12 protein-coding genes are annotated in these 17352 nt (G+C 62.5%); 9 read left to right on the top strand and 3 right to left on the bottom strand.

The genetic code is table 11. From position 1 onward, the window contains the following. The first annotated feature begins 87 nt into the window (after window positions 1–87). Window positions 88–987, top strand: coding sequence for a LysR family transcriptional regulator (locus tag ACM6JQ_RS15280; RefSeq protein ID WP_414894124.1), 900 nt, complete (start codon window positions 88–90; stop codon window positions 985–987). A 266-nt stretch (window positions 988–1253) separates the two neighbouring features. Here ACM6JQ_RS15280 and ACM6JQ_RS15275 read toward each other — a convergent pair whose 3' ends face one another. The 3 genes from ACM6JQ_RS15275 to gspG all read right to left on the bottom strand — a co-directional run bounded on the left by ACM6JQ_RS15275 (window position 1254) and on the right by gspG (window position 3537). Beyond that, window positions 1254–1832 (bottom strand): hypothetical protein, encoded by a 579-nt coding sequence (locus ACM6JQ_RS15275; RefSeq protein ID WP_414894123.1) that lies wholly within the window; start codon window positions 1830–1832, stop codon window positions 1254–1256. Window positions 1833–1906: 74 nt separating this feature from the next. After that, window positions 1907–3094, bottom strand: a complete 1188-nt coding sequence (locus ACM6JQ_RS15270; protein WP_414894122.1) for a type II secretion system F family protein — start codon at window positions 3092–3094, stop codon at window positions 1907–1909. 14 nt (window positions 3095–3108) lie between these two features. Then, window positions 3109–3537, bottom strand: a complete 429-nt coding sequence (gene gspG / locus ACM6JQ_RS15265; protein ID WP_007913548.1) for a type II secretion system major pseudopilin GspG — start codon at window positions 3535–3537, stop codon at window positions 3109–3111. A gap of 206 nt (window positions 3538–3743) precedes the next feature. Here gspG and ACM6JQ_RS15260 point away from each other — a divergent pair, with 206 nt between their 5' ends. The 8 genes from ACM6JQ_RS15260 (at window position 3744) to ACM6JQ_RS15225 (ending at window position 17318) form a co-directional block, all read left to right on the top strand. After that, complete coding sequence (locus ACM6JQ_RS15260; protein WP_053119059.1) at window positions 3744–4352, top strand: lytic transglycosylase domain-containing protein; 609 nt, start codon at window positions 3744–3746, stop codon at window positions 4350–4352. Window positions 4353–4551: 199 nt separating this feature from the next. Further along, complete coding sequence (mnxG, locus tag ACM6JQ_RS15255; protein ID WP_414894121.1) at window positions 4552–10386, top strand: manganese-oxidizing multicopper oxidase MnxG; 5835 nt, start codon at window positions 4552–4554, stop codon at window positions 10384–10386. Window positions 10387–11026: 640 nt separating this feature from the next. After that, complete coding sequence (locus ACM6JQ_RS15250; protein WP_414894120.1) at window positions 11027–12949, top strand: YncE family protein; 1923 nt, start codon at window positions 11027–11029, stop codon at window positions 12947–12949. 14 nt (window positions 12950–12963) lie between these two features. Then, window positions 12964–13614 (top strand): SCO family protein, encoded by a 651-nt coding sequence (locus ACM6JQ_RS15245; RefSeq protein ID WP_095111645.1) that lies wholly within the window; start codon window positions 12964–12966, stop codon window positions 13612–13614. Then, entirely contained in the window at window positions 13611–14231 is a 621-nt protein-coding gene (locus ACM6JQ_RS15240; protein ID WP_414894119.1) for an SCO family protein, read from the top strand. The genes ACM6JQ_RS15245 and ACM6JQ_RS15240 overlap by 4 nt, the downstream gene beginning before the upstream one ends. A 9-nt stretch (window positions 14232–14240) precedes the next feature. Next, a complete protein-coding gene (locus ACM6JQ_RS15235) occupies window positions 14241–15791 on the top strand; it encodes an ABC transporter substrate-binding protein (RefSeq protein ID WP_414894118.1) in 1551 nt (516 codons plus the stop codon). Between the two features lie 15 nt (window positions 15792–15806). Further along, window positions 15807–16568, top strand: a complete 762-nt coding sequence (locus ACM6JQ_RS15230; RefSeq protein ID WP_007919377.1) for a SurA N-terminal domain-containing protein — start codon at window positions 15807–15809, stop codon at window positions 16566–16568. Between the two features lie 219 nt (window positions 16569–16787). Next, window positions 16788–17318, top strand: coding sequence for a response regulator (locus tag ACM6JQ_RS15225; protein ID WP_007919379.1), 531 nt, complete (start codon window positions 16788–16790; stop codon window positions 17316–17318). The last annotated feature ends 34 nt before the right edge of the window (window positions 17319–17352 follow it).

The following is a 17352-nucleotide window of genomic DNA, read 5'->3' as shown; positions in this document are numbered from 1 at the left end:
GTTTTCAAACCGTGAGCACAGATTAATGGGCTGCTGAAAAGTGAAAAAGCGGCTATAAAGCGTTTAACTGTCCACCAGAGAGTGACAATGAACCCGTTCGAAGACATGCGTATTTTTTGCCAGGTCATGGACTCCGGCAGCTTCACCTCAGCGGCCGATCAATTGGGCCTGTCCAAGCAGTTCGTCAGTCGGCGCTTGATGCAACTGGAAGAGCGCCTCGGCGTGCGCTTGTTGAACCGCTCGACGCGGCGCCTCGACGTCACACCGCTGGGGCAGAGTTATTACGAATCGGCGTTGCGCCTGTTGGGCGAAGTCGAACAGGTCGAGCAGGGCATCGCCGGGCAGACCGCCGAGCCACGCGGGACGATTCGCCTGAGTGCGCCGCTGTCGTTTGCCGTGGCGCATCTGGGGTGTCTGCTGCCGATGTTTTTGCAGCGCTATCGCGAGGTCACGGTCGAGGTGGATTTGAGTGACCGCCCGGTGGATTTGCTCGGTGAGGGCTACGATCTGGCGCTGCGCATTGGCGTACTGGAAGACTCGACGCTAATTGCCCGGCGTATCGCGTCGATCGAGCGGGTGTACTGCGCCAGCCCGGTGTACCTCGCCGAGCGTGGCACGCCGCAGCAACCCGAAGACCTGCACAGCCATGACTGCCTGCCGTATGGGCATGGGCGTTCGGTGCAGTGGCGGTTCAATGCGGGGCAGGGCAAGCCTGTGTTGGTCAACGTCACCGGGCGCATGCGCGTGAACAACGGCGAGTTGCTCAGGGATGCGGCGGTGCAGGGGATGGGCATTACTTATCTGCCGACGTTCATTGTCGGCGCGGCGTTGAAGGATGGCCGGCTGGTGCCGGTGCTGGATGATTTGCGGCCGGAACCGCTGACACTTTCAGCCGTTTACCCACAGCATCGCCAGGCCTCGAGACCGGTGCAGGCGTTGGTCGAGTTTTTGCGCGAACGCCTGAACGAGAGCCACGTCGCCCTCTGAGCCGTACGCGAATCAAACTGTAGGAGTGAGCCTGCTCGCGATAGCATTCTGTCTGTCACAGCTTCAGTGTCAGAATGACCGCTATCGCGAGCAGGCTCACTCCTACATTGGGATTATGGTTGTCTGCGGAATATGTAAACGCCACAAAACCCTGTGGGAGCTGGCTTGCCAGCGATGGCGGTGTGTCAGGCAATACAATTTTGCCTGACCCGGCCTCATCGCTGGCAAGCCAGCTCCCACAGGGGGTGTGGTGTTTTCAGGATGGATCAGTTGGCGCGCTTGTCATCGCCCGGCTCGCCGCCGACATGTACGCCACGATCATCGCCGACTTCGCCTGCAGCATGCACGCCACGATCATCACCGACTTCGCCCGCGCGGTGGACCCCGTGGTCATCACCGACTTCACCAGCGCGGTGGACGCCATGGTCATCTCCTGCTTCAGCATGGGCGCCGCTGCGACCGGATGAGCCGCTGTCGCCCGAGTGCCCCGAGCCGTGATCGCTGCCGCTGTGGCCACTGTTGCCACCGCCACTACCACTGTTGCCGCCCCCGCCGTGACTGCCTCCGCCCCCACCATTTCCACCACTGCCCCCACCATTTCCACCACTGCCACCGCTGCCACCGTGACCGCCGCCGCCCCCGCCACTTCCTCCGCCTCCGCCTCCACTTCCGCCTCCACTTCCGCCGCCGCCCCCTCCGCTACCACCCCCACTGCCTCCACCACCACTCCCACCATCCTTGGCCTGAGCACTGGACACCCCGGACAAACTGTCCGGAATGAGGACCGTAGACGCCGACAGAACTGCGCCGATGGCCATTGCGAGCACGAGCTTTTTAACGTGCATATCGTTCTCCGTCTTTGTGGTTTTGTTGGGAACGTAAAAGTGCGTTTTTGCAGGGATCGGACCCGTTCCCGGAGTCAGTGAATACTCGAAGCCAGTTCGAAAATCGGGATGTACATCAGGATCACGATGACCCCGATGAGCAGGCCGATGAAGGTCATCAGCAGCGGTTCGAACAACTTCACGAACCACTCCAGCCAGCGACTGATTTCCTCGTCGTAGAAATCGGCGCTGCGTTCCATCATTTGCCCGAGGTTGCCGGACTGTTCACCGGCCCGCAGCAGTCGTAGCGAGACCGGCGTGACCAGGTGATTGAGCTCCAGCGCGGTAGACAGCGACTGTCCCTCGCGCACCCGCTCGCAGGCCTGATCCAGCCGCGTCCGCGAAGCGACGGTGAGCAAACCGCGCACCATGGCCATGGCGGTCACCAGCGGAATCCCGCCTTGCAGCAGAATCCCCAATGAGCGGTAAAACCGCGCCAGCTCATACATGAAAATCCGTTGATGCACGGCCGGCAGTTTTTCCACCAGTCGATCCAGCCCACGGCGAAACGCCGGTTGCTTTTGCAGCACGGCAAGGGCGATGACCAGCGCTGCCAATGCACCGAAAAATTCAGCCTGATGCGCATGCAGAAACATCCCGCTGCTCATCAACACCTGCGATAGCCATGGCAGGTTATTGCCCAGCCCTTCAAACACCAGACTGAAGCGCGGCACCACATAACCCATCAGGAACAGCACCACGCCACCGCCGACGATCAGCAACAGCATCGGGTAGATCGAGGCGCTGATGATCTTCTGCCGCACCTCGTCCATGCGCTGGCGATAACTGACGTAGCGCCCCAGCGCATCGCCGACCGCGCCGGTCTTCTCGCTGGACTGTACCAACGCCACGTACAGCGGCGGGAACACCGCCGACAACTGGCCCAACGCCTGCGAGAAGGATTTACCCTCGTAGAGCAGGCGCACCAGCTCACTCAAGGTTTTCCGGGCCGCGGGGGCGGTTTCTTTTTCGGCGAGGCTTTCCAGCGCATCGATCAGCGGTAGGCCGGCATTGAGCAGCGTGGTCAGTTCCTGGCTGAATAACACCAGGTTGAAGGTCTCGCGTTGGCGCAGTTTCAGCGAGCGCCAATGCTTGTAGGCATGCGAGCTGAGCACCCGCAAACCTTGATCCTCGGCGATCCGCCGTGCTTCGCTGTCGCCGGGTGCTTCGACGCTCAAGGACACCACCCCAGCCTTGCCGACCGCTTTCAAATGAAATCGCATGGGCCGCGCTCCGCTTACTGCCAGTTGGTCACTTCAGCGTTTTCACCTTCGCCACCGGGCTGGCCGTCCTTGCCCATCGACAGCAGGTCGTACTCACTGTTTTCGCCGGGATAGCGGTAGGCGTAATTACGCCCCCACGGATCCTGCGGCAGCTTTTTCTGCAAGTACGGCCCGGTCCATTTCGCCTCGTCACTCGGTGCGGTGACCAAGGCTTGCAAGCCCTGTTCGGTGGACGGGTAGTGACCGACTTCCAGTCGATAGATATCCAGCGCTTTGCTCAGTCCTTCGATCTGTGCCTTGGCCACCTTCACTTCGGAGCGACCGAGTTGGGCGAAGTATTTCGGCGCGACGATCCCGGCCAACAGGCCGAGCACCACCAGCACCACGAGCAATTCGAGCAGGGTAAAACCGCGTTGGCCACGCGGACGAAATTGCAGCTTCATGATGACCTCCCGTGAGTGGCAGCCGTGTCGCCTGAAGGGCTTATGCAATTGCCATGCTCAGGCCCCACTGAAAACCCGCTTGTACGCTGAAACCCTTGAAATACGGGCCTCTCAAGAGTCGGCACAGTGCTTGCGTATGGCTCAAACGTGATCGGCCATTGGGGCATTTCCCCCAATTTATCGGGGTCGATCCGGGGAGGCCCGACATGAAATTCCTTGCCAGCGGATTGCTCGGTTGTGTGCTGCTCAGCGGCGCCGCGCAGGCCGATGTATTCATCTCGGTGGACGCCAAGGGCAGCTATGTACTGTCCAACGTTCACCGGCCCGGACGTACCTACGAGCGGGTGATCCACGAGGCTGAAATGCCTGTGGCAAGTCTCGATCAACAGCCGCAAATGATCGCCAACCAGCCCTACGCGGAACTGGTCTCGGCGGCAGCCAAGGTCAATCAATTACCCGAAGCGCTGTTGCATGCAGTAATCAACGCCGAGTCGCATTACAACCCCGGCGCCACGTCCCCCAAAGGTGCCGGCGGGCTGATGCAGTTGATGCCCGACACCGCGCGCGAGCTGGGTGTGACCGACGTCTACGACCCCAAGGCCAACATCCAGGGCGGGGCCAAATACCTCAAGCGCCTGATGACCCTGTTCGACAACGACATCGCCCTTGCCGTGGCGGCTTACAACGCCGGGCCCGACGCGGTGCTCAGCCGTGGCCGGGTGATTCCGCCGTTCGCCGAAACCCAGCGCTACGTGCCGAACGTGTTGCGTCAGTACCGGCGTCTGCAAGGCCTGGCGATGGATGCGCCGTTGTGACCCCAACCCGGTTTCCCCACTTTCGGGGCAAACCGGATACACCCGAAAAGTGGGGAAAAGGGGTGGGGAATATTCCCCGGATTCTCAAGTGGTCGCGGTAACTGATTGAACACTAATGCAATTTTTTGTGGCACGCGGATTGCTCCGAGGCATTTGTCGAGAAGTGTTCCCACGAACACCCACTACGAGGTTCCTGATCATGGCTGGCTTTCCTCACGCTCCGTCCCTGATTAACTGGCTGCTGATTCTGGCCTCGATGCTCAGCGTCGAGCTGGCCGGCGCGGCCGTACGTTGCGAGCGCAACCTGGTGGCTAACGTCGTCGCCTTCGATCAACCGCTGATGTTCAACCGCCTCGGCGCGCAGAACATCAACGGCATGATGTTCGCCCTGCGCCGCGATGTCGTTGATGAACATGAGCAGTCGCTGGCTTACGGCGGCGCCGCAGTGCCGGGCAAAGTCTCGTTGCGCCCGGACAAGCGTCCACGGCCATTGGTGTTGCGCGTGGCCGCCGGCGATTGCCTGACGATCAATTTGCAGAACCTGCTCGACTATCAGGCCAACCCGAACAAGCACTTTGAAAACGAGGGCGAAGAGGAGGGCGTGGAAAACGCCAACGGCGCCGAAGACTTCAAAGTCGACGAGCAGGTCGCCGACCGTCACGTCGGCTTTCAAGTCAACGGCCTGCAAGCGGTAAACAGCATCGATGACATTTCTTCGTTCACCGGGCGCAACGCCAACACTCTGGTGCCACCCGGCGCGAGCCGCTCCTACACCTTGTTCGCCGAACGTGAAGGCGCGTTTGCCGTGAGCAGCCGTGGCGCAACGTTTGGCGGCGAGGGCGCGGCCGGCAACGTTGCCAACGGACTGTTCGGCCAGGTCGTCGTCCTGCCCAAGGGCGGTCGCACCTATCGCAATACCCTCACCGAAGAAGAAATGCGCCTGGCCACTACGGGCCGCGCACCCACCGGTCAACCCATCGTCGACTACCAGGCGCGCTACCCGCAGCGCGAACCGTGGTTGCGTGAAGGCAAGGCTGGCACGCCGATCATCGGCATGGTCGATGGCAATGAAATCATTTCCAGCGAAAGCGACGCGATTGTCATGGGCAGTAACGCCGACGGCAGCTTCCCGTCCAGCACCTACCCGTTGGAGTCGGTGGGAAAACGTAACCCGGCAATTCCCAACCGCCTCGAAGCGTTCCGCGATTTCGCTTCGCAATTTCAGGATGAAACCGCCGCCACCCAAGCGTTCCCAGCGTACTGGGCCGACCCGGTGATGGCCCATGTGCTGGAGCCGACCCGCGACTCGTTCATGATCAACTACGGCTCCGGCGGCATGGGCGCCGAAGTGGTCGCCAACCGTTTGGGCGTGGGGCCGATGCACGACTGCCTGTCGTGTGCCTATGAAGAATTCTTCCTCAGCTCGCACACCGTCGGCGATGTGGCGATGCTGGTGGATGTGCCGGCCAACACCGGGCTTGAGAACATCGCCCCGGGCCAGACACCGCGCGCCGATCAGATCGGCGTGAAAGCGACCATGGCCCTGTATCCGTCGGAGCCGTCGAACGTCAACCACAGCTACATCGGTGACTTCGTCAAATTCCGCAACACCCACAATGGCCACGAGCAGCACATCTTCCACCTGCACGGCCATCAGTGGCTGTTCAACCCCAACGACGACAACTCCGATTACGTCGACGCCCAAGGCATCGGTCCAGGCGCCGGTTACACCTATGAAATCGCCAACGGTGGTTCGGGCAACCGCAACCGCGTGGCCGGCGATGCGATCTATCACTGCCATTTCTATCCGCACTTTGCCCAAGGCATGTGGGCCATGTGGCGGGTGCACGATGTCTTCGAAGAGGGCACCCGCCTGGATGTTTCGCAACAGGGCGCCGACGGCTATCACAGCGAACCGTTTGCCTTGCGCAGCGGCAAACCGGCGGCGGGTGCACGGGCCTTGCCCGATGGTGAAATCGTCGCCGGTACGCCGATTCCGGCCATCGTGCCGCTGCCCGGCAAAGCCATGGCACCGATGCCGGGCAAAGTCGTGGTGGTGCCGAAAATCGGCGAAACCCTGGTCGCCGGCAATGATGACGACGATGACGAAGAAGAGGGCGATGACGACGGCGAGCACCATGGCGGCAACGCCGGCGGTCAAGCCATCGGCTCGCTGGCGCTGGTCGATCGCAGCGAAGCCAACCGCAATGCCGACGGCAGCCTGAAAAACCCTGGCTATCCGTTCTGGATCGGCGGCATGGAAAGTTCGGTCGGCCAACGGCCACCAACTCCGCCACTGGACATGCTCGACGCGGCCACCGCGCAATCGCTCAAGGCCAGCGGCAAAGCGCTGTGGGCCAACCTCGACCCGGCGCAGTCCGGCGGCTGGGATGGCGGCTTGCAACGGCACGCACTGGATGGCGTTGCGGCGGGTGGCGAAGCGCACACCGTGACCACTTCGCTGGATTTCTCCAAGGAAGTCACTCGCGCCAAACCTATTTACCTGCCGGAAGAAGGCACTGAAGTCGAACAGGCCGCGATGGCCTTCCACGCGAAAAAAGATCACCCAAGCTACGCCTTGCTGCCCGGCAATCAAGTGGTGGCCAAGGCGTTCCGCACCAACGGTGCCTTGCCGATGGCCGGCGCGCCGTACTACGAACCGTGCATGGATGACCGGCAAAAACGCCTGACCGCCAGCGCCGGTAGTGGTGAATTCGCCAGCGGTGAACGCATCGACGGCATGTCCTTCGTCGGCGCCTCGAGCTTCACCGCCGACCGCCCACGGATCTACAAAGCCGCCAACATCCAGTTCGACGCGGTGTACAACAAGGTCGGTTATCACTTTCCGCAGGCGCGCATTCTGGCGCTGTGGGAAGACGCCTGGCCGGTGATCACCAAGCAGCGTCCGCCAGAACCGCTGGTGATGCGCATGAACACCTTCGATTGCGTGCAATACCAGCAAACCAACCTGGTGCCGGCCACCTACGAGATGGACGACTATCAGGTGCGCACGCCGACCGATGTGATCGGCCAGCACATTCACCTGCCGAAGTGGGATCTGACCTCGGCGGACGGCTCGTCCAACGGCTGGAACTATGAGGACGGCGTGCTCTCGCCCGGCGCCGTGCAGGAACGCATTCACGCGATCCGCGAGTTCAACCAGTGCGCCGGTACTGATCCGCGTGACGGCACTCAAGCCTGCCCGAAAGCCAAGAACCATCCGTTCTTCGGCCAGTACGGCCGCGCCGACTGGCTGGGTGCGCGCACGGCGATGCAGCGCTGGTTCGTCGATCCGGTGGTCAACGCCAAAGGCGTCGATCGCGGCCTCGGCACCATCTTCACCCACGACCACTTAGGCCCATCGACGCACCAACAAATCGGTCTGTACGCGACTGTGCTGGCGGAACCGGCCGGTTCCACCTGGTTCCACGCCGAAACCGGCGAGCCTCTGTACAGCGGCGCGCGCCAGGACGGCGGACCGACGTCGTGGCAAGCGGTGATCAACACCGGCGACCTCGACGGCGATGGCAAGAACGACAGCTTCCGCGAGTTCTTCCTCGAATACAGCGACTTCCAGCACGCCTATGAAGCCGGCGTCTACGTCGGTGCCGGCCCTAACGGTGTGCCGAATGCGCAAGCGTTCCCGGCCACCGCCGACAGCTTCCGCTACGCAATCAACCCGCCAGTGCGCAACAACGCCAGCAACTTGCTTGAAGGTGTACTGGAAGTGCAGGGCGGTCAGGTACCGGGCTGCCCGAGCCGGCCATGTCCGCAGGCGATTTCGGTGGATGATCCGGGCATGTTCGTCGTCAACTATCGCAACGAACCGCTGGCCCTGCGCGTGTACGACCCGAACAAGGTCGGCCCCGACGGCAAGCGCGGTATGCAGGCCGACGGCCTCGGCGGCGATCTGTCGTTCGCCATGCAAAGCCGTACCGACCGGGCGATCCCGGCGATGAACCTGGCGCCGAATCTGCTCACCTCGGCGACCGGCCCTACCGGCGGCACCACGCTGTTCCCGCCGCACATCAACAAGGGCGGCGCCGAACCGGGTGATCCGTTCACGCCGATGCTGCGCACTTACACTGGCGACAACGTGCGGCTGCGGGTGCATGCCGGCGGCCATGAAGAAGAGCACAACGTCACCCTGCACGGTGTGAAATGGCTGCAGAGCGGTTCCGGTTTCGGCAACAGCTCCAACTCTGGCTGGCGTGCGTCGCAGATGATCGGCATCTCCGAGCAGATGGGCTTTATTGCGCCGGTGTCGATGCTGTCCAGTTCGGCGGCGACCACGGGCGATTATCTGTACTCGATGGACGCTTCGATCGAAGGCTACTGGAGCGGTATCTGGGGCGTGATGCGCAACTACACCGCCAAACGCGCCGACCTGTTCGCCATCCCGAACAACCCGAGCCCGGCGGGCATGCGCAACACCGTGGCGTTCGAGGGCAGTTGCCCGCGCTATGGCGCCAACCCTAACGGCATTGGCACCCGGCCCACTGTGCAGCGCAACTATGAAGTGGTCGCGGCGCTGGCCAACGACATCCTCGGCAATACGCTGGGCCTGACCATCGGTGATCCCGAAGGGCTTGGTCAACATGTCGGCGGGCCGCTGAACCCGGCGGGCGGCACCCTGGTGCTGAACTCGCGCACGGTGAGCATTCCACAAGTCACCGTGACCGATCCGGAGGATGGCGAAACCATCACCATTGGCGGACAGAGCGGGCCGCTGCATGACCCGACCGCGATCCTCTATGTGCGTAAATCCGATCTCGATCCGGTGAGTGGCAAGCTGAAACCCGGCATTCCGGTCGAGCCGCTGGTGCTGCGTGCAGCGGCGGGGGACTGCATCAACATCACCCTGGAAAACCGTCTGCCGAGCGTGATGCCTGACCTGACGCAAACCGCTGTGATGCAAGGCATGGTCAAGCGTGATCGCAACAGCGGTCTGGGCTCGACCACCTTCAGCAACAACCTGATGCGGCCGTCCAGCCACGTCGGCCTGCACGCGCAATTGCTGGCGTATGACATCACTAAATCCGACGGTGCCAACGTCGGCGCCAACCCGATCCAAACCGTGCCACCGCGTGTCGGCAGCAGCGGCGCGTACCCGACCCGTACCTATCAGTACTACGCCGGGCATCTGGAGCGTGAAGGTAAACCGGTGACGCAACTGGGCCGCAGCGTCGACAACATTAACGCCACCGCGGTGGAGTTCGGCGGTTTGAACATCACCCCGGCGGACGTGATCAAGCAGCCGCAAAAAGGCCTCGGTGGTGCGATGAGCATTCTGCCGATCGGCGCGACCTGGGTTGACGATGCACGCAAGGTCAACGCCACGGTGACGGCGCCAGGGCAAACCAGCTACCGCGACTTCGCGATGGTCTGGCACAAGGCGCTGAACACCCGTTGGGCCAATGGCCGGCCGGTGGAAGGGATTGCCGCCGAAGGCTTCGGCGTGCCGACCGATCCGCAGGACAACTCGAGCATGGCGATCAACTACAAGACCGAACCGCTGTGGTATCGCTTCGGCCTCGCTCCGGATGCACCGTTCGGGCATGCCGACGGCGCGGGTTACGGCGACATGACCAATGCGCACATGGCTTACAGCAATGCGCTGGTCGGTGGCGATCCACAGACGCCGGTGCTGTATGCCAAACCGGGGCAACCGTTGCGCACGCATATTTTGATGCCGAGCGGTGGCAGTCGCGGCACCACGTTCCAGCTCGACGGGCATGTCTGGTCGGTGAATCCGTTCCAGGCCGAGAAGAGCGATGTCGGTGGTTATCCGATGGGCTCGCCGGGCGTGGGCTCGGTGCGCTTCGGCTACAACCCGATGTCGATGTACATCGGCGCCCACGAAAGCATCCTGCCGGCCGCGCACTTCAGCTTCATGATCCCCAGCGCCGGCGGTAGCAATGCGATCCCGGGGGACTACCTGTTCCGCGACTACGGCGCCTACGGCAACACCTCCGGGTTATGGGGATTGCTGCGGGTGACCAACGAACCGGAACCGGCGCCGCAGGGGCAGTAGAAGCAGGTGCAACGACAACATGCCTGTGGATGCAAATCCTTGTGGGAGCTGGGGTGCCAGTGAGTTTGACGGGCTGGATAAAAAACCTGTGGGAGCTGGCTTGCCAGCGATGACGGCGGCGCAGGCGCAATTGATGTGACAGGAAGGACGCCATCGCTGGCAAGCCAGCTCCCACAAAGGGCCAGGTGTGGCAATGAGATTGCGGCATGAATGCAAAACCTGTGGGAGCTGGCTCTCCAGCAATGACGGCGGCACAGGCGCAATTGATGTGACAGGAAGGACGCCATCGCTGGCAAGCCAGCTCCCACAAGGGGCCAGGGGGGCCAGTGAGATTGACGGGATGGATACAAAACCTGTGGGAGCTGGCTTGCCAGCGATGACGGCGGCACAGGCGCCATTGATGTGACGGAAAGGACGCCATCGCTGGCAAGCCAGCTCCCACAGGGTCTGCGGTGGGCAGTGAGGTTGGCGGGATGAATGCAAATCCCATGTAGGCCTTCGCCTGCTCGCGATCGGGACAACTCGGTTTCGGATGGTGAGGCGGATGACGCCATCGCGAGCAGGCTCACTCCTACAGAGGGGTGAGGGTAGGCAGTGAGGGCAGCAGTGGTTGGAAGTGAATGTTACAGGGGAGGGTGGTATGAACAGGATCATCAACATCGTCGGTATTTGCACCCTGGCCATGGCCGGGGCGTTGTTGACGCTGAGTGAGATTGCGCTGGCGCAAACCGCTGGCGAGCAGACGCTGAACCGTGACGGCGTGGCGGTGGATTTCGACCTCAAGCCGCTGGCCGCCGACGGCAAGCTGCGCGAAGGCGAATTCGCCGATGTGCAGTTCCGCGTCACCGACAGCGCTTCCGGCCAGCCGTTGTCCGGGGTGGCGCCGGGCGCCTGGGTCGATCCGCAGACCCTCGCCGCCGATCAAGCCCAGGGCCGCGACCAGAGCTGCAAAGCCCGGGTCGGGGTGTTCCTCAAATCCAACATCGGCGCGCGGCCGTTGCTCGACCTCAACAGCTATTTCCTGCTGGTGATGAACCGCGACGCCAGCATCGCCGTGGTCGATCCGTCGGTGTCAGTGGGCGGCATCACCAGCACCCTGGCGCGCATCGAACTCAAGCAACCACCGATGGATTGGGTCACGCCCAAAGACAACAAACGTGTGTTCGTCTCGATGCCAACGGCGGGCGAAGTGGCCGTCATCGACAGCGAGCAATTCAAAGTCCTCGACTCGATCGCCGCCGGCAGCCAACCGGTGCGCGTGGCACTGCAACCGGATGAACGCCTGCTCTGGGTCGGCAACAACGCCAGCAAAGCCGAAGACTCCGGCGTGACGGTGATCGACAGCCAAAGCCTCAAACCTCTCAAACACTTGCAGACCGGGCGCGGCCACCACGAAATCAGTTTCAGCAAGGACAGCCGTTTTGCTTTCGTCAGCAACCGCGACGACGGCACCGTCAGCGTGATCGACATCGCCAGCCTGAACATCGTCCAGCAGATCAAAACCGGCTCGCATCCGCTGTCAGTCGCCTATTCGGCGCTGTCCGGCGCGGTCTACGTGGCCGATGGTAAAGACGGCACCGTCACCGTGATCGACGCCAGCAGCCACGCCATCCGCCGGGTGATCAAACTGCAACAAGGCCTCGGCCCGATGGGCTTCAGCGCCGACGGCCGCTTCGGTATTGTGCTCAACACCTTGGAAAACCGCGCCACGGTTATCGACGCCTCCACCAACAGCGCGATCCACGACCTCGACGTCAGCGCCGAACCCTACCAAGTGGTGTTCACCCAGGCCTACGCCTACATCCGCGGACTCGCTTCGCCGAAAGTCACCATGATCAACCTGTCTTCCCTCGGCGAAGGTCGCCAGCCGATCAGCCAGGGTTTCGAGGCCGGCCCGCAAGCGCCGCGCCTGGCCGGGGATTTGCCGCTGGCCTCAAGCCTGGCGGTGTCGCGTGACGACAACGCGGTGTTCGTGGTCAATCCGGTCGACAACACCACCTATTTCTACGCCGAAGGCATGAACGCGCCGATGTCCGGTTACCCCAACCGTGGCCAGATCGCCCGCGCCGCCATGGTCATCGACCGCAGCCTGCGCGAAGTCTCGCCGGGCCTCTACAGCGCGCGGGTGAAGCTGCCGGCAGCGGGGCGTTTCGACGTGGCGTTCCTGCTCAACCAACCGAACATCATTCACTGCTTCACTGCGCAGATTGAGCCTGACGGCAAACCGCAAAAACACCTCGGCCAGCCGAAAGTCGAGTTCCTCCTCGACAAGACTGCCGTGGCACTCAACGACCCGTACGTCGTGCGTTTCCGCATCGTGCAAGGCAAAGACAAAAGCCAGCGCAGCGGCGTGAAAGACGTGCAACTGCGCTACTACCTCGCGCCCACTTCGCACCCGCGTGAAGTGGCGGCGCTGGAAGTCGCCGACGGCGTGTACGAGGCGCCAATCACCCTCGACCGCAGCGGCGCCTGGTACCTGCATGTGCGTGCGGCCTCGCTGGGCGCCGGTTTCGATGACAAGACCTTTGCCAGTGTTCGGGTCACCCCCGGCCAGGCCCGTTGAAGAGGAGTTTCGACATGAACCGATTTGCATCCAGTGGCCTGCTGACCCTGTGCCTGTTGAGCTTTGGCATTCAACAAGTCCACGCTCATTCGGCCGACGAACACGCCGGGCACAAAGCCCCGGCCAGCAACACCCAAGAGCATGCCCAAGTGAAATTCGCCAATGTGCCGCTGCTCGATCAGAACGGTAAAACCGTGCGCCTCGAACAAGACCTGGTGCAGGGCAAAATCGTCGTTATGAGCTTTATCTACACCAGTTGCACCACGGTGTGCCCGGTGGTCTCGTCGATCATGGGCAAGGTGCAGAAGCAGCTCGGTGCGCGCGTCGGCGAGGAAGTGCAACTGGTGTCGATCAGCATCGACCCACAGCGCGACGACCCGAAACGCCTGCAGGATTATGCCCGCACCTTCCAGCGCGGGCCGGGCTGGAGCTGGTTGACCGGTTCGCCGCAGTCGATCAATGAAACCCTCAAGGGCCTCGGCAGTTTTAGCGGCGACCTGAAGAGTCATCAACCGCTGATCCTCGTCGGCGACGGCGACAGCCGCCACTGGATGCGCTACTACGGCTTCACTGATCCGGCGCTGCTGGCCAAGGAAGTGGAAAAACTCAGCGGCCTGCGCACCCACGCCAAACACACCGCCATCGCCATGGAGCAACAGCCATGAGACTGCTCGACTGGATCTCCCTGACCGTGTGCTTCTGGATTCTCGGTAACGTCGCGTTCGCTCACGAAGGCCATGTCTCCGAGCCGCCAGTCGCTGTGGCTGCCGCGCCGGCCAAAGGCACCCACGACGCGAAAACCTGGTTCACCGACACGCCGTTGCAGGATCAGAACGGCGAGACCCTGCGCTTCTACAGCGACGCGCTGCAAAACCGCATAGTGCTGCTCAACGTGATCTTCACCAGTTGCAACGACGCCTGTCCGCTGATCACCCAAAAGCTCAAGGAAGTCCGCGAGCTGCTCGGTGACAAGGCGCAGGACATCACCTTTATTTCCCTTACCAGTGACCCGCTGCGCGACACGCCAGCGGTGCTCAAGGCTTACACCTTGAAGCAGGGTTCCGATGACCCTCATTGGCTTTTTCTTACTGGCGACAAAGCGCAGATGGACCTGGTATTGAGCCGCATCGGCCAGATCGTGCCGACGCCCGAGCAGCATTCCACGCAGTTGATCGTCGGCGATGTCGCCAATAAACGCTGGAGCAAGATCCGTCCCGACGCCCCGGCCGCCGCCATTGCCCAGCGCTTGCAGTTGCTGACAATGCCCGTGGCTGGCCGTTGAGTCCGCGCCATGAACCTGAGCCGCGTCCTCGCCCTGATCCTGCTCGCTGGCGTCAGCCTTGGCGCGAGCGCTGCGCCGCTGAGCCCGGAAGAGGCGGCGGGCAAGCGCCTGTACCGCCTGGGTCTGTCGGCCAGTGGCGAGGCGATCATGGCGCGGGTCGGTGCGGCAGATGTGTTGCTGCCGGCAACCAGCCTGCCGTGCGCCAATTGCCATGGCGCCGATGGCCTCGGTCGACCGGAAGGCGGGGTGCGTCCGCCGCCGCTGAACTGGGCGCGACTGACCAGCACGTATGGCCAGCAACAGGTCAATGGGCGCAGCTATCCGGCCTACACCGAGAGCAGTCTGGCGACCGTCATCGAGCAGGGCCGCGACCCCGGCCACAATCGCCTCGACCCGAGCATGCCGCGCTTTCTGTTGTCGATGAAGGATCAGCGCAACCTCACCGCCTATCTCAAACGCCTCGCCGATGAACGCGACCCCGGCCTCGATGCCGAGACTTTGCACCTGGGCACCTTGCTGCCCAGCCAAGGCCCTTTGGCCGAGGAGGGCGCGACAGTGGCAGCGGTGCTCAACGGCAGTGTCGAGCGGATCAATCAGGCCGGTGGCATACACGGCCGGCAGTTGCGCTTGACGGTGATCGATCCCGGCCCGGACCGCGCCAGTGCCGAGCAGGCGTTGCAGCGTTTGATCGAGCAGGAGCAGGTGTTCGCCCTGATCGCGCCGCTGGCGCCGGCCCTCGACAGCGAACTGGCAAGTCGACTGGAGCAGTCTGGCGTACCGCTGATTGGCGCCTTGTCATTGCTCGGATCGATGCAGGCCAGTCCGCAGATTTTCGAACCGTTGCCCGGCCTGCGCGAGCAACTGATCGCGCTGGCCGACTACGCCACGGCGAGTTTGCGCGTGCTGCAAGGGCCGACGCTGATTGCCTATCCCGATGATCCTGCACAAACGCTGGCTGCGCAAAACCTCGGCCAGTATTTACAGGATCACGGCTGGCAAAAAGTCCAACTGCAAGCCTACGACCCGACGGCGGATGCGCTACCGCTGGGTTCGCGCTCGGTGTTTTATCTGGGTACTGGCGGCGGTTTCAGTCGTTTGGCGACGCGGCTGCAAAGCGCCGGGCAGGTGCCGTATCTGTTCGCCGCCTCCAGCCAGGTGGCCGGCGATCTGCTGCAAGTCCCCGACGGCTTTACTCGGCGGGTGTTTCTCGCCTATCCGTTCGTGCCCAGCGACTGGACCCAGACCGGGCGCATGGCCCTGACGCTGCTGCGCGAAGGCCAGGGCCTCGGCGCCCAGCATGCGGTGCTGCAAGTCGGCGCCTACGCCTCCATGTTGCTGCTCAGCGAAGGCATGAAACAGGCCGGCCGCGACGCCAGCCGCGAAAAACTGGTGACGGCGCTGGAAGGCCTGCACGACTTCGACACCGGCCTGACCCCGCGCCTGAGTTTCGGCCCCGGACGACGCCTGGGTCTGAGCGGCGCCCATGTGGTCACCGTGGACTTGCCGGATCAGCGCTTTTATCTGGTCGCCCCCTATAAACCGATTGTTGCCAGCCCCTGAATGGAGGGCCCGATCATGAAGCTCACAACGCTGATAATGCTGCTGACCTGCTGGCTGCCGCTGGCGTGGGCCAATAACGAGCCGGCCGTGGCGCGAGTCAACGGCGAGGAGATTTCCGGGTTTCGCTTTGAGCGCTTCTTCGCCGAATACCTGGAAGATCAGGGTCGCGCCGTGGCGAGCATTCGTAATCCCAAAGCCTATAAACAGCTGCGCCAGGCAGCACTGCAAGCGCTGATCGACAAAGAGCTGCTGTGGCAGGAAGCGCAAAAGCGCGGGGTGCAGATCGACGATCAAGTGGTGCTTCAGCAAGTCGAGCAGACCCGCAGTGCCATCGGCGGCACGGATAAATTCGTCCGGCGCTTGCAGGACGCCGGTTTCGACGAAGCGTCCTTCACCGAGTACACCCGCCGGGAAATGGCGGCGCAGCAGATGTTTGCCGAGCTGATCCGCGCCAATACCTTGCAACCCCGCCACCTGCTGATCCGCGTGCCCGCGCAAGCGGATGCAGCCACAGTGGCCGCAGCGCGTCTACGCTTGATGCAGATGCGCGCGCCGATTGCCGAGGCCGCGACGTTTGCCAGCCAACCGGTGCGCTCACCGTTCGGCTGGCATGTGATTTATTTGCCGAACCACCTGGAGGCCGCCGATGTCCCAGATTTGCAGGGGCTGGATACAGTCAGGGCAGAGCTCGCCCGACAGCAACAGACCCAGGCTCGTCGTCAGGTGCTCGCGCAATTACGGGTGCAGAACAGGATCGAACGAATTGACGACGACTGAAGGTTCCCCCCCAATAGTGGGGAATGGCTTCGATGCCCATTCAGGTGCTTCCCCGTTTCTGGGGAACGGGGTACCGGGACGAGCGGGCATTGTCATTAAATTCAAGGACATGAAGAGATAAAATTACCGGCGCTCAGCCTGGCATGAAGTGTGCGTTACCCCTGGTAAGGCGCACTCTCAGGGCGGGGGCATCGGACCTGCTGTTTCAAGGAGTCGACCTTGGTTAACAAAGTACTGGTTGTCGAAGACGAACAGCTGCTTGCACAGAACCTTCAGGATTATCTGTCGGCGCAGGGGCTGGACGTCCGGATTGCACATGACGGAGCGACGGGTATCGGTTTGGCCGAAACGTTTGCCCCCGACGTGCTGGTGTTCGATTACCGCTTGCCCGATATGGAAGGCTTTGAGGTGCTCGACGCGGTCCGCCAGAACAGGACGTGTAATTTTGTGCTGATAACAGGTCACCCCACCGCTGAAGTCTGTGAGCGGGCGCGGCAACTGCAAGTCAGCCACATCCTGTTCAAACCGTTTCCATTGGCGGAACTGGCCCGAGCTGTCTGCGACCTTCTGGGCATCAAGCGCGAAGCGAAACCCGGTGCGAGCCCTTCCGAGGGCTTCGTCGAACGACGCCAGAGCAGGACCGAGAGCTTCCCGTTGCAGTTGTACGATGGCAGTTGGGTGTTGGCGGATCGGCGACGGCAGTCGCAATCCATGGCGCCGGACGACGATCAAATGCTCACCGGGGAGTAATGGCGCGATCAGACGTTCCGGCACTTGCCGTCAA

The sequence above is a fragment of the Pseudomonas sp. IT-232MI5 genome (assembly GCF_949767845.1).
GTDB lineage: Bacteria > Pseudomonadota > Gammaproteobacteria > Pseudomonadales > Pseudomonadaceae > Aquipseudomonas.
This window is presented reverse-complemented; position numbering and strand designations above follow the sequence as displayed.

Excerpts from the sequence above, each read along its gene's own strand:
- ACM6JQ_RS15280 (WP_414894124.1), top strand. The coding sequence starts at position 88 with ATGAACCCGTTCGAAGACATGCGTATTTTTTGCCAGGTCATGGACTCC.
- ACM6JQ_RS15275 (WP_414894123.1), bottom strand. The coding sequence starts at position 1,832 with ATGCACGTTAAAAAGCTCGTGCTCGCAATGGCCATCGGCGCAGTTCTG.
- ACM6JQ_RS15230 (WP_007919377.1), top strand. The coding sequence starts at position 15,807 with ATGAAGCTCACAACGCTGATAATGCTGCTGACCTGCTGGCTGCCGCTG.
- ACM6JQ_RS15235 (WP_414894118.1), top strand. The coding sequence starts at position 14,241 with ATGAACCTGAGCCGCGTCCTCGCCCTGATCCTGCTCGCTGGCGTCAGC.
- ACM6JQ_RS15245 (WP_095111645.1), top strand. The coding sequence starts at position 12,964 with ATGAACCGATTTGCATCCAGTGGCCTGCTGACCCTGTGCCTGTTGAGC.
- ACM6JQ_RS15250 (WP_414894120.1), top strand. The coding sequence starts at position 11,027 with ATGAACAGGATCATCAACATCGTCGGTATTTGCACCCTGGCCATGGCC.
- ACM6JQ_RS15240 (WP_414894119.1), top strand. The coding sequence starts at position 13,611 with ATGAGACTGCTCGACTGGATCTCCCTGACCGTGTGCTTCTGGATTCTC.
- ACM6JQ_RS15260 (WP_053119059.1), top strand. The coding sequence starts at position 3,744 with ATGAAATTCCTTGCCAGCGGATTGCTCGGTTGTGTGCTGCTCAGCGGC.
- ACM6JQ_RS15270 (WP_414894122.1), bottom strand. The coding sequence starts at position 3,094 with ATGCGATTTCATTTGAAAGCGGTCGGCAAGGCTGGGGTGGTGTCCTTG.
- gspG (WP_007913548.1), bottom strand. The coding sequence starts at position 3,537 with ATGAAGCTGCAATTTCGTCCGCGTGGCCAACGCGGTTTTACCCTGCTC.
- mnxG (WP_414894121.1), top strand. The coding sequence starts at position 4,552 with ATGGCTGGCTTTCCTCACGCTCCGTCCCTGATTAACTGGCTGCTGATT.